Origin of the sequence: uncultured Algibacter sp. (assembly GCF_947490405.1) — a bacterium.
Taxonomy (GTDB): Bacteria; Bacteroidota; Bacteroidia; order Flavobacteriales; family Flavobacteriaceae; genus Algibacter_B.
Genome location: NZ_CANLGU010000007.1, coordinates 62,214 through 75,552 on the forward strand (window position 1 = coordinate 62,214; position 13,339 = coordinate 75,552).

The window sequence follows — 13,339 nt, forward strand, 5'->3', positions numbered from 1 at the left end:
TTAAGTTTGCATAAAACTAATTAATTACTGGCATTAAAAAAATTGATAGCTTTTACTTTAAATTGAGAAATTAAAGTAGTAATTTGAAAATAAAAATTATGAAAAAATTTATTCTTCTTTTATTGTTCGTTTATTCAGTTAACGCGGTATCGCAATCTGTAACTAGAGTGGAGGTCTCTGGAAAAATTATTGTGGAAGGTAGTGATATCTCTGGGATAACTATCTTTAATACTTCGTCTAGCCAAGGAACGATTACAGACGATAATGGTGAGTTTAAATTGAAAGTGACTTTAAATGATAATATTGAAGTTAGTGCTTTACAATATCAGAATATTAGTTTTAAGGTTAACAAGGATATTCTTAAATCAAAAAAAATGAAGCTTTTTTTGATTGAGGAAATTAATAAATTGGATGAGGTTATTGTATTTACAAAAGGGTTAACAGGAAATTTAGGTACCGATTTGGAAGACACTACACCGTTTAAGCCAAAATTAGATGCTTTATATTTTGGTGTTAAGAATAGTAAGGAATATGGTTTTGAAAAAGATTATAAGACTGAGGTAGAAAATGTTACTATTGATAGGCAACATCAACCTATGGTAAATGGGCTAAATATTGTAAATGTAGTGGACCAATTATTACTGCCTTTATTTAGGTCTGAAGTAAAAGATAAAAAGAAAGTTGGTGTGCCTGATGTGCCTATTGAATCGATTAAATATTATTTTGGTTCTGAATTCTTAGTTGACAATTTTAATATTCCAGAGCATAGAGTTGAAGAATTTATAAGATTTGTTGAAAGTGACGATTTTGACTTCTCGTTACTTAATTATGGCAAGGAAATGGAATTTCTAGAGCTTTTAAATAAAAAGAGTGTTGAGTTTCTTCAAAGTTAAAATTTAATTTCTAAAACGCCCTTTAACAAAACATTACAGGTTATTTACATTTTATTTAAGATTTGAAATACGTTCTTTATACTCTAATTAAACCAATTTGAGGAGCGTATTTTTATTTGCAGGATTGTTTTTATTGCCTTTGTATATACACTGTCAATCCGTTAACAGAATTGAGGTTAAAGGCATATTGCTTTCTAGTAATAATGATGTTGAAGCGGTTACAATCTTTAATAAATCATCAAATAAAGGAACTATTACAGATATTGGTGGGGCATTTAAATTGAGGATAGCCTTAAATGATGTTATAGAAATTTCTGCATTACAATTTCAAACGGTTAGTATTACTATTGATACTGAAATTATAGCGTCTAAAACATTAAAAATTCATTTAATTGAAAAAGTAAATCAACTTGATGCTGTTACACTTTCTTCTGGGTTAACAGGTAATATTGAAACTGACATTACAAATGTAAAAACAGTAAAACCCATGATTATTGATATGGGTAATATGGATGTTGATTTTGAGTATAATGATGATAAAGCCTTTGATAATTCGGTTGTTTTAGATCATTATACCTCTATCACAAATCCTAATGCCCGAAAATACATGCCCGATTTATTGAAAATTGTTGGTTTGCTTTTAAAATCGAAAAAAAGGCTAAAACTCCAAAAAAACATTTTTGTAGAGTCTAACTATGAGAGACCAAAAGGTTTGTTAGATGTTTATGCTTTAAATGATATTGAAGAACAGTTTAATGTCCCAGAGGAAGCATTATCTCAATTTATAGCATTTGTAAAAAATAAAGGTGTGTCGCAGGAGCTTTTAGAGCCTGAAAATAAAATATACCTGATAGAATTTTTAGTAAAGCAAAGTAAGTTGTTTTTAGAACTTCAAGATGAAAAAAAGTAAAAGCCTTTTTATATTGTTTGTTTTGATTGGCTTTAATAGCGTTTATGGGCAATCTATAGAATTATCTGGAAAGATAGAAAGTAAAACAAATTCAGAAAACATCCACGTTATTAATAAAAGCGCTAAAGTTTTTACCATAACAGATCGTGCAGGTCGTTTTAGAATTATTGCTAAACTAAATGATACCCTAACATTTTCGTCGATACAACATAAGGAAAAAGAAGTTGTCGTGTTAAAAGAGCATATCTCTAGTGAAGCGATTTTAGTAAAACTGGAAGAGCAAATTAATACACTAGAAGAGGTTGTTGTTGGTAAGGTTTTAACAGGTGATTTGTTATCAGATATTAAAAATGTTGAAGGAGACCCACCAATAAATTTTTATGATGTAGGTATCCCTGGTTATACAGGTAAACCTGCCACACAAAGTGAGCGTCGTTTAAGTGAAGCGGGAGAATTTAAGCCCAAAATGCTGCTGGGAACTTTAACAGGAGGTATTCCATTAAACCCTATTCTTAATGGTATTAGTGGCAGAACAAAAATGTTGAAAAAGAGAGTTGAACTTGAGGAGAGAGAAAAGTTAATGAGAAGTATAAAAGCAAGACTATCTGAAGATTTTTTTGTTTCAAACCCCTTGAAAGATGACTTAAAGATGGACTTTTTTTATTTCTGTGCAGACGATACAGATTTTATTAAGCATTGTAAAAATCAAACTGATTTTAAGGTTTTAATTTTTCTTAGAATGAAGTATGAGCAATACCTAGATAACCTCGGTTATGAAAAAAAATAATCATTTTGGAATGCTTTTTGAAAACCAAAAGAAGTATTTTAGTAATCTTTAAATCCTATGATGAAGTCTTTAAGAGTTTTTCTATTAATAATACTAGTGTTGCCACTTTTTGCATTTACTACAATGCATAAATACTACATCAGTGTTACTCAAATTAATTATATACAGGAAAAGCAATCTGTTCAAATCACGTCTAGATTATTTATTGATGATTTTGAAAATATACTTAAGCAAAATTATGATGAAAATATTGTGCTTGTTGATGAGGAGAATCCCGAAATAATTGATTCTTATATTGACAGATATCTAAAAAAGAACATGGAGTTAGTTATTAACGATAAAGTAGTTACATTTAATTTTATTGGTAAACAATATGAGGGTGATATAGTAAAATGTTATCTGGAAGTTGAAGATATACAAAGTATAGCGTCTTTCGAGATTACAAATCGTATTTTATTCGATTTACAAAAGGACCAGCAAAATATTGTTAAAACTAAAATAAACTCAAAAAGTAAAAGTGTTATCTTGACTTATGAAAATCCTAATGCTTTGTTAAAATTTAATTAAAGCCATTAAATTTATTACGTAATTTAGTATTTTCGATAACTTTTTGTAACAATCTTCTAAAGAAATTTGCAAAAAACACATTTTTTTATAAAATCAAAAAAAACAACTATGAAAAAACACGCTTATCTGTTCTTATCATTTGTATTTCTTTTTTCTGGAGCTTTTGCTCAAGAGCAAACCAAAGAAAGACAACAAGGACATACAGACCAGAACAAATTTAGACAAATGAAAGATGTTCTGGCAACGCCTAATGAAACTAGAACAGCTTCAGGTGCTCCTGGTTATGCATATACGCAACAGCAGGTTGATTATGTTATGAATCTTCGTTTGGATGAGAATAAGAGCCAGATTTTTGGTGACGAAAAAATAACATATCATAATAACTCCAAGGATTATTTAGAATATTTGTGGGTTCAGTTAGACCAAAATATGAGAGCAAAAGACTCAAAAACTCCAGATATTAATTCTGAAAGTTTCAATGCTGCTTTTAATGGGCCTAATTCTTTTACTAAAGCAAATATGAAAGAACGCTTTGATGGAGGTTTCAATATAGAATATGTAAAGAATGAAGATGGTTCAGATTTACCCTTTATGATAAATCAAACCATGATGCGCATAAACTTAGCTAAGCCTCTTGCACCAGGTGAAGTTTTTAAATTTCAAATTAAATGGTGGTATAATGTTAATAACCATATATTAGAAGGAGGAAGGTCTGGTTTCGAAGCTTTTCCTGATGGGAATAATACTTATGTAATAGCACAGTTTTATCCACGATTGTGTGTGTATGACAATGTTGAAGGATGGCAAAATATGCAGTTTTGGGGCAGAAGCGAATTTGCTTTAGAGTTTGGAGATTTTGATGTAAAAATTACTGTGCCGGCAGACCATATGTTAGAAGCTACTGGAGAATTGCAGAACAGAAAAGAATGTTTTACAAAAGAGCAGTTAAAACGTTACAATAAAGCAGCAAAGACGTTTGATAATCCAGTTTTTGTTGTAACTCAAGAAGAAGCTGAAAAAGCGGAAACACAAAAAAGCACAAAAGAAAAAACTTGGCATTTCAAAGCAAAAAATGTAAGAGATTATGCTTTTGCTACATCTAGAAAGTTTATTTATGATGCTATGGCAGTTGATATTGATGGACGTTCAGTAATGGCAATTTCTTTATATTCAAAAGAAGGTAACCCATTATGGGAAGAGCACTCAACAAGAGTTGTAGCAAACACACTTGAAGAGTATTCAAAATTAACATTTGATTATCCTTACAGTAAAGCTATCTCGGTGCATGCACAAATGGGTATGGAATATCCAATGATATGTTTTAACTACGGGCGTCCAAAACCAGATGGTACCTATTCTGAAAGATTAAAACGAGGTATGATTGGTGTTATAACTCATGAAGTGGGTCATAACTTCTTCCCAATGATTGTAAATAGTGATGAGCGCCAATGGACATGGATGGACGAGGGTATTAATTCGTTTGTTGAAACCTTAGCTGAATTAGATTATGATCCCAACTTTATAACAGGAAACCTTCCAAAGGATATCGTGCCTTACATGGGAGGAGATCAAAATTATCTTTCACCAATTATGTCTCAAGGAGACTATGTTCATAAATTTGGACCAAATGCATACACTAAACCTGCTGCAGGTTTATATATGCTAAGACAAACCATTATGGGGCCAGAGTTGTTTGATTATGCGTTTAGAACATACTCACAACGTTGGATGTTTAAACACCCAACACCAGCTGATTTTTTCAGAACTATGGAAGATGCATCGGCTATGGATTTAGATTGGTTTTGGAGAGGATGGTTTTATACAACAGATTATACAGATATTGGAGTTAAAGGTGTTAAGCAATATTACTTAACAGATAAGCCAACTGAATTGGCTAAAGAAACAGCGGAAAAGTATAGAATGAATCTTGAAGATTATAAAGACAAATTAGTATACTATGCAGAGGCTAAAGACGGAAAAATACCAGATGATGCTAAAAACGTTTCAGACTTTAAATTCTTAGAAGAGCATATTAATAACCTTTCAGTAGAAGATAAAGCACGATTAAAAGAGGCGCCTAAATATTTCTACGAAGTCACTTTTGAAAAACCAGGAGGATTAGTAATGCCTATTATTTTAGAAATTGAGTATGAAGATGGTACTAAAGAAAGAAAAACGTACCCTGCTCAAATATGGAGATATAATGAGCGCGAGGTTAAAAAAGTTTTTAGAACAGATAAGGCTATAACTAGTTTTGTTGTAGACCCAGATTTAGAATTGGCCGACGTGGATATGTCAAATAACTCTTGGCCTAGAAAAGTTGAAGCCAACGAGTTTGATAAATTTAAAGAAAAAGTAAAAGGTTAAAAACTTTAAACTTAAATAAAAAAGCCGATTTTTAAAATCGGCTTTTTTATTGCAATAATTTCATTTGATAATAAAACAACTCACTATATTTGTAGTGTGATACAGCTAGCAACATTTTTATTTATTAGTGGCGGAGAAATAGCGTTTATTCTATTTATAGCCATTATGGTATTTGGAGCTGATAAACTTCCTGAAATAGCCCGTGGATTAGGTAAAGGTATGCGAACGCTTAAAGACGCAACTAATGATATCAAGCACGAGATCACAAAAACTGCTGAGAATAATGGTATTGATACCAGCATAACCAAAGACGTTAAAAAAGAACTTGATAAAGTAAAAGACGATATTGAAGATTTTACAGGTTCCGTAAAACGTAAATTTTAGCGTTTAATCTATTCGTCGATATGTAGTTCATCTATTTATCAATTTATTCTTACTTTTCAGCGATAATATCCAATGCGTAGTTTTCATTTAAGCGATATTTATGGTCCCAGATCTATAATTATTGAAATATGAAAACAATCCTACTTATAAGTTTTCTGTCTTTTACCGTGTTAACTTCAGGTAAAACAGATAGAGATATCATTAAGAAAATTGATGATATAAATACTTCAGCATTAGCTCTTTATAACAATGAGGAGATCGTTAAATCTTTTAAAGAATTTATTAATGCCAAGGTGTTAGCAGATTCTATTCAAGACAATTATGGCAGTGCTACAGCAAATTTCAACTTAGGAAACATCTATTACTTAATGGAAAATTATGATTCTGCCCAAAAGCATTATCAATTAACATTAAATGTTATCAAAGAAATAAATGATAGATATTTAATTTCTGGTTCTTATTTGAACCTGGCTAAGATATATAGAGACCAAAACGACTATACTAAAAGTATTAAATATTTTGAGAAAGCACTTGGAGCTTCTTCAACTAAAGGGGGGATAAGTATTTCTGAAAAAGAGCAAATTCAAGATATTTACTTTGATGCCAGAATTAATTTGAGTGAGTTGTATATTAAAAATAACAATCTTGAAAAAGCCTTAATGAATCTTTTAAAAATAGGAGATTATTTAAAAACACACTCAGTAAATTTGAATTTACAAGTTTACTACAATTATATTTATGGATTATATTATACAAAAAAAGAGCTTTTTAATAGTGCAAATACAAAGTTTAGAGAGGCTATTTTTCTACTAGAGGGTAACAAAGAAGACATTGATTTGGCATTAATAAGCAATATATATATGCAATTGTCTATTTCTCTTGCTAAATCTGGAAAAAGTACAGAAGCTTATATTACTTTACTTCAGCATAATAATTATAAGAATGAGCTTTCTAATGAAGAAAAAAACAGACAAGATTTAATAGTTAAATCTAAATTTTTAATTGAAGATTATAAGAATGAAGCACAAACAGCTAATACAGAAAGACTTCATCAATTAGAAATAGCAAATAAATTCAAAAAAATAAATATTGCTATAATCATTACATTGTTATTATTGGTAGTCTCAATTATCGTAATATATAAGAGTTATTATGCCAAAGAAAAATTAAGTAAAATTTTAGAAGCAAAAAATAAGGAATTAGAAATTGCCAAAGATGAAGCTTTAAAAACATCAGAATTAAAAAGTGAATTTATTTCTAATGTATCTCATGAATTAAGAACTCCGCTTTATGGCGTTGTTGGAATTACATCTTTATTACTTGAAAATAATAATTTAAATAATAGAGATAAAAAACATTTAAAGTCTTTAAAATATTCGGGAGATTATCTTTTGAATTTAGTTAATGATATTCTTCAAGTAGGAAAAATAGAAGCTAATAAAATAGAATTGAAAAATGTTTCTGTTAATTTGAAAGAGATGTTGGATGATATAGCGAATTCGTTTAGTTATAGGCTGGTAGAAACAAATAATAAAATTAATATATTAATAGATAACCATGTACCAGAATACATTAAATGCGATAAGGTAAGACTGTCTCAAATTTTAATTAATTTAATAGGAAATAGTGTAAAATTCACATCTAGCGGAGTAATCAATTTAAGAGTTAAACTTTTGAGCTTAGATGCTAAAAACGTTGGTTTATGTTTTGAAGTTGAGGATAATGGGGTAGGAATACCAAAAGAAAAGTTTGATATGATATTTGATAATTTTTCACAGTTAGAGAATAGTAATATAAACTATCAAGGTACTGGTTTAGGACTTTCAATTACTAAAAATTTAATCGAGCTATTTGAAAGTGAAATTAAATTAGAAAGTACCTTGAATGTTGGAACTAAGGTTAGTTTTGAAGTTGATTTTGAGTTGGATAAGAACACGCCTAAATTAGCTTCAGATTCTAAGCCTAAAGTAAAAGAACTTGAGAATTCTGAAAGTAAGTATAGGATTCTAGTAGCTGAAGATAATAAGATAAATCAAGTAGTAACTAAAAACTTGTTAAAGAAAAACGGTTATTTGTGTACCATAGTGCAAAATGGAAAAGAAGCTCTAGAGCAAGCGAAAACTAATGAATATGATCTTGTTTTAATGGATATTAATATGCCAATAATGGATGGTAATGAGGCTACGGTTGCTATTAGAGAATTTAATGATGCACTTCCAATAGTTGCATTAACGGCATCAGATATTGATGAAATAAGGCAGTGTTGTATGGATATTGGATATAATGATATAGTAATCAAACCCTTTGATAACTATGAGTTTTTTCAAGTAATTAATCAAAATATACAGAACTATAGAGCAGTAAATAATTTGAGTCTAGTTAAAGCGTCTTAGTGTATACATTTAGTTAATTGCGTTTTCTGCTAATAGTCAATCCATCTCTAATAGGTAAAACGACAGTTTCAATACGTTTGTCGCTCTTTAAAAGCGCATTATATGCAATCAAAGCTGGCGTAGAAGTATCATCCTTTTTAAAGGATATTTCTAGTACTTTTCCGCTCCATAAAACATTATCAGATAAAATGATTCCGCCGGGGTTTAATTTATCAATAATAATATTGAAATAGTTTGAGTAGTTTTCCTTATCGGCATCAATAAAAACTAAATCGAAAGTCGTATCTAGTTTAGGAATAATATCTAAGGCATTTCCCAGATGTTGATGAATTTGTTTACCGTAACCAGATTTGTCAAAATATTTCCTTTGAAAATCAACAAGTTCTTCATTAATGTCTATAGTATGAAGCATACCATCACATTTTATGCCTTCCATTAAGCACAATGCAGAATAACCTGTATAAGTCCCAATTTCTAATATGTTTTTTGGGTTCACTAATTTCGAAATCATACTTAAAAGCCTCCCTTGATAATGCCCACTAAGCATTCTAGGTTGTAATATTTTCTGGTAAGTTTCTCGGTTAAGTAATTTTAGCAATTCTGGCTCATCCTCAGAGTGAGATACCACATAATCGTCTAATTCTTCTGGTATGAAATGCAAAATATAATCGTCTAAAATATTAACTTTCTGTGGAATCTGTTGGTTTAACTGAAGTGTCAGCTTCAGCTTTATTTCCTATAAAAAATAAAATAGCTCCAACTACCACAAGTCCAATTTTAATAGCCCATGCAGCTGTATCTCCCCAAGAGTATATCCACATAAGTAACGTTGGTACTCTATCAAAGAAGTTTAAAACAATGGCTAAAATTCCAAAAATTGCCATGTAAGAACCTATTTTTCTCATAATTTTATAGTTTGATTAGTGATTAAATATAACAATAAAAACTATATGATTATACCTATTTAATAATTCTATCTATAAACTTTTGTTTAGCCAAATCATCATCACCACACAGCCACTGAATAACATTGTCTTCCCATATCGCATCATATTCGGTTTCGTTTATGATATTGCGTTCAATAGCCAAATCAAGTAACTTTCCTGGGTAAGATGATTGAGGTTCACTTTCCATTTCTCCTAATGGATACGGATCGTCTAGCCCCATTAGAACTTGCTTAGCACCATGATTGCGAATCAATAGTTCTAGTCCACCAGTATCATGAACCAAAGTGTCAAAAAAGATATTTCTATGGCCTACAGCTTTTCTGGGGTGGTGTTTGCCTTCAAATAAATCAGGTCTGCCATCAAAACCTTGAATACGACGGCCTAAATTAATTTGTGCTAATTGCCCACCATGAGCAAAACAGGTTCGCATATTCGGGAACTTATCCTGATATCCATTTAATGTTAAAAAATGATAGGCGTCAGCACATTGCGCCAACATCCAAATTAAATGAAAACGCCATGAGGTATTTTCAAGTTTAATAAATTTCTCACCATCATAAGGATGTATTTCAACAGCAAGGTTGTATTTGTCAGCCAGTTCAAAAAGCGGTTCGTTTTCCTCATCAAAAATACACCGCCATGTACCAATAGTGTCCATATAATGTGTAGGTAAACAAAGAAGTTGTAAACCATGGTTTTCAACACAACGTTCAATTTCCCAACAAGCACTTCTTATAAAAGCAGGATGTACAACAAACCCACAAGTAAATTTGCTTGGGTGTTCATGCTGTATACGCGCGTTAAAATCATTTTGAAAACGTAATGCTTTTTTCATTTCCTCAACACGCAAACCATTACCATATAATTGTGATAAATTAAGCACAACAGCATGGTCTAATTTGTTGCGTTCCATCCATTCCAATTTTTCATTTAAGAAAAAACTAGAGTCTGTAACGGGGCGTTTCCACCCTTTTTGTAGCATGAATTTTCTATCCTTGTCTACCCAAAAAATACCTTTTTCACGCATGAATTCAGGTATTTCTTCAGGGTATGGTAATAAGTGAGAATGACCATTAATTCTAAGTTTGCGTTTCATTTTTACGTCCTGAGAGGTCAGGAATCTTTAAGTTATTATTACCCAAAATTCATTTAGGGCAGTTGTATTAGTGTTCTAGTTTTACTTTTTTTGGAGGTTCCATAACTTCGCCACAATTTGGGCAACTACGTTTGTTTTTGTCACCATAGTACTTATCAAAAATCTTAGGCATATCGGTCTCAATATTGTCTAAAGTAAAATCCTCTTCGTAAAGTTTTGTTACACAATTATCACAAAACCAAAGTAACGCATCTTTAACACCTTTCTCTCTGGGGTATTCAATAACCAATCCTACGGTATTGGCACCTCGTTGAGGCGAATGTGGCACTTTTGGCGGTAATAAAAATATTTCACCTTCTCTTATATGAATATCTTTTGGAGTTCCTTTATCAATAACCTTCAAAACAATATCACCCTCAACCTGATAGAAAAATTCAGGTGTCTCATTGTAATGATAATCCTTTCTGCTATTAGGTCCACCAACAACCATAACAATAAAATCACCATCTTTCCAAACCACTTTATTACCAACAGGTGGCTTTAAAAGATGCCTATTCTCTTCAATCCAAGCTTTAAAATTCATCGGAGGAAATAATGTACTCATTGTTTCATGTTTTGGGCGTTACCCTAAAAAGGGGTCAGGCTATCCGCTATATCTTTTTTGCAGAAAAAGCAAAAAAGGATGCCGCTTCTATCCTTAACGCAAATTCCTTACTAATATACAAACACCTTAAATTCTATTAAAGTTATCGTAGTTAAAAATTATAACGATTTGGTGCGTCCGCCATCAACAGGAATATTAATACCATTTATATAACTGGCGGCTTCACTAGCTAAAAATGTAATAGCGTTGGCAGTTTCTTCAGGTTTAGCAAAGCGTTTTGCAGGCGTGTAGTTTTTCATGATTTCAGTCATTTCTTCAATGGAACGCTCTTCAATATTTGCTTTAATCTTAATAATTTCAGTTAAGCGTTCCGTATCTGTAAAACCAGGTAATACATTATTTACTGTAATGCCAAACTCTGCAACTTCAATAGATAATGTTTTGCTCCAATTTCCAACAGCACCTCTAATGGTGTTACTCACACCAAGTCCCGGAATGGGTTCTTTTACTGATGTTGAAATCACATTAATAATCCTTCCAAAACCCTGTTGTTTCATAAAGGGAATAGTAGCTTGAGCTAAAAGGTGGTTGCATTTTAAATGCATGGTAAACGCATTTTCAAAAGCTTCTAAACTAGCGGTTAAAATATTTCCACTTCTAGGGCCGCCAGTGTTATTTACCACAATATGAAAACCATGTTCCTTCTCAATAAACTTTATAATCTGTTCTTGCAATTCTCTAGGGTTAGAAAAATCCGCAACAATATAGTTGTGGTTTCTGTGTTCAGGTAACTCTGCGAGTACTGCTTTTAGTTTTTCTCTGTTTCTAGCAACTAGGGTTACATTAACACCTTCTTGCGCTAGTGCTATAGCTGTGGCTTTTCCAATGCCTTGAGTACTGCCGCAAACTAAGGCGTTTTTGTTATTTAAGTTTAGATTCATTTTAGTAAAGGTGAGCTTAAAGGGTTATTGTAATCCAGCAATTTTATCATCTTCTAAAATAGCTTCGGTTTCTTTTTTTACTTTTTCTAATGTAAGTTTTAAGTCGTCATCTAAGTTTAAAACACCATCAGTCAATAGATTTAAAATGGCTTTATCTTGAGCGCGTCCTCTTAACATCGCTTCTCTATAACCTATATCTTCATTAAAAGTTACTAATGAATATTTAGATGAATACGCATTAGGAAATTCCTTTTCTAAAGCCATTTCTAATTTACGCTTTTCTTGGAAAACAAGCTGATTTACATGACCTTTCATTTCATGAAAGTTGTCAATAGCTAAATCAGCAATGGCATCAGTATCCTTTTTACGGGTGTTTTCATAAGCTTTAAAAGTAGCTTCCCAATCATCTAAATTTTTATCTAAAATGGCATCAAACTCAACAACATCTTCAAAAGAAGCATTCATTCCTTGCCCATAAAAAGGTACAATCGCATGAGCTGCATCTCCCATTAAAAGTGTATTGCCTTTATAATGCCAAGGCGAACATTTAATGGTGCCTAAAGCTGCTGTTGGATTTGTAAAGAAATCGTCTAATAAATTAGGCATAATGGCTAAAGCATCTGGGAATTCTTTCTTGAAAAACTCCAAGACCATGGCTTTAGTTGTTAAATTATTGAAATTGTAAGCACCTTCGTTATAGCTAAGAAAAAGCGTAACTGTAAAACTGCCGTCTAAATTTGGTAAGGCAATAAGCATAAAATTTCCTCGAGGCCATATATGAAGCGCATTTTTATGAACTTTATAATCACCATTGGGCTTTGGAAGAATACTAAGCTCTTTGTAACCGTGAGTCAGGTAAGCCTGTGAAAAACTAAATAAGAATTTTTTACCTAAGTAATAACTTTTTCGCATTGCAGAACCCGCACCGTCTGTTGCGATAATAATATCAGCGTCTTCAATAAACTCATCTTTAGTGTGGTAATCTTTAAAAAGTGCTGTGGTTTTTTCAAAATCAACCGATTTGCATTTTTTATTGAAATAAATATTAACATTCTCGTGTTTTTCGGCTTCATCTAAAAGTAAAGCATTTAAACCGCCTCGGGATATTGAGTTGATGTATTCATGGTCTCTTCCGCTGTAATTTGACTGGAATGTGTTGCCATGTACGTCATGAATCATTCTTCCATGCATAGGAATACAAAATGCTTTAACTTTCTCCTCTAAACCAACAAGTTTCATCGCTTTGTTACCACGGTCTGAAAAAGCTAAGTTTATAGAACGTCCTGCACTAATATCGGTTTTCCGCAAATCAGGGCGCATTTCATAAACAGAAACTTTGTAGCCTCTTTGTCCTAATCTTAATGCTAGTAGGGAGCCGCATAGTCCTGCGCCTATAATTAGTATGTTTTGTTTTGTTTCTTTCATATTGTCATTCCTGCGAAGGCAGGAA

Annotated in this window: 13 protein-coding genes; 7 read left to right on the plus strand and 6 right to left on the minus strand. The window is 31.7% G+C overall.

The genetic code is table 11. The features are described from left to right. Positions 1–98 precede the first annotated feature (98 nt). From Q0772_RS14250 to Q0772_RS14280, 7 genes are all read left to right on the plus strand, one after another. On the plus strand, positions 99–893 hold the full coding sequence (locus Q0772_RS14250) for a carboxypeptidase-like regulatory domain-containing protein (protein ID WP_298346187.1): 795 nt from the start codon (positions 99–101) through the stop codon (positions 891–893). A 97-nt stretch (positions 894–990) separates the two neighbouring features. Then, on the plus strand, positions 991–1,803 hold the full coding sequence (locus tag Q0772_RS14255) for a carboxypeptidase-like regulatory domain-containing protein (RefSeq protein WP_298346189.1): 813 nt from the start codon (positions 991–993) through the stop codon (positions 1,801–1,803). Beyond that, positions 1,790–2,590 (plus strand): hypothetical protein, encoded by an 801-nt coding sequence (locus Q0772_RS14260; protein WP_298346191.1) that lies wholly within the window; start codon positions 1,790–1,792, stop codon positions 2,588–2,590. The genes Q0772_RS14255 and Q0772_RS14260 overlap by 14 nt, the downstream gene beginning before the upstream one ends. 57 nt (positions 2,591–2,647) lie before the next feature. Beyond that, positions 2,648–3,157 (plus strand): DUF6702 family protein, encoded by a 510-nt coding sequence (locus Q0772_RS14265; protein ID WP_298346193.1) that lies wholly within the window; start codon positions 2,648–2,650, stop codon positions 3,155–3,157. 108 nt (positions 3,158–3,265) lie between these two features. After that, positions 3,266–5,524, plus strand: a complete 2,259-nt coding sequence (locus Q0772_RS14270) for a M1 family metallopeptidase (RefSeq protein ID WP_298346195.1) — start codon at positions 3,266–3,268, stop codon at positions 5,522–5,524. Between the two features lie 96 nt (positions 5,525–5,620). Beyond that, complete coding sequence (locus Q0772_RS14275; RefSeq protein WP_298346197.1) at positions 5,621–5,908, plus strand: twin-arginine translocase TatA/TatE family subunit; 288 nt, start codon at positions 5,621–5,623, stop codon at positions 5,906–5,908. Between the two features lie 128 nt (positions 5,909–6,036). Further along, positions 6,037–8,301 carry a response regulator gene (locus tag Q0772_RS14280; protein ID WP_298346199.1) on the plus strand — a complete coding sequence of 755 codons (2,265 nt, stop codon included), beginning with the start codon at positions 6,037–6,039 and terminating at the stop codon, positions 8,299–8,301. Positions 8,302–8,314: 13 nt separating this feature from the next. Here the strand turns inward: Q0772_RS14280 and Q0772_RS14285 are convergent, their stop codons facing one another. From Q0772_RS14285 to Q0772_RS14310, 6 genes are all read right to left on the minus strand, one after another. After that, complete coding sequence (locus Q0772_RS14285; RefSeq protein ID WP_298346201.1) at positions 8,315–8,962, minus strand: O-methyltransferase; 648 nt, start codon at positions 8,960–8,962, stop codon at positions 8,315–8,317. Positions 8,963–8,981: 19 nt separating this feature from the next. Next, positions 8,982–9,206, minus strand: coding sequence for a hypothetical protein (locus Q0772_RS14290; protein ID WP_298346203.1), 225 nt, complete (start codon positions 9,204–9,206; stop codon positions 8,982–8,984). Between the two features lie 55 nt (positions 9,207–9,261). Next, positions 9,262–10,344 carry an amidohydrolase family protein gene (locus Q0772_RS14295; RefSeq protein WP_298346205.1) on the minus strand — a complete coding sequence of 361 codons (1,083 nt, stop codon included), beginning with the start codon at positions 10,342–10,344 and terminating at the stop codon, positions 9,262–9,264. 67 nt (positions 10,345–10,411) lie between these two features. Next, on the minus strand, positions 10,412–10,948 hold the full coding sequence (locus Q0772_RS14300) for a 3-hydroxyanthranilate 3,4-dioxygenase (protein ID WP_298346207.1): 537 nt from the start codon (positions 10,946–10,948) through the stop codon (positions 10,412–10,414). A gap of 158 nt (positions 10,949–11,106) precedes the next feature. Continuing rightward, entirely contained in the window at positions 11,107–11,889 is a 783-nt protein-coding gene (locus Q0772_RS14305; RefSeq protein WP_298346209.1) for an SDR family oxidoreductase, read from the minus strand. A 24-nt stretch (positions 11,890–11,913) separates the two neighbouring features. Beyond that, positions 11,914–13,314 (minus strand): NAD(P)/FAD-dependent oxidoreductase, encoded by a 1,401-nt coding sequence (locus tag Q0772_RS14310; protein ID WP_298346211.1) that lies wholly within the window; start codon positions 13,312–13,314, stop codon positions 11,914–11,916. Positions 13,315–13,339 lie beyond the last annotated feature (25 nt).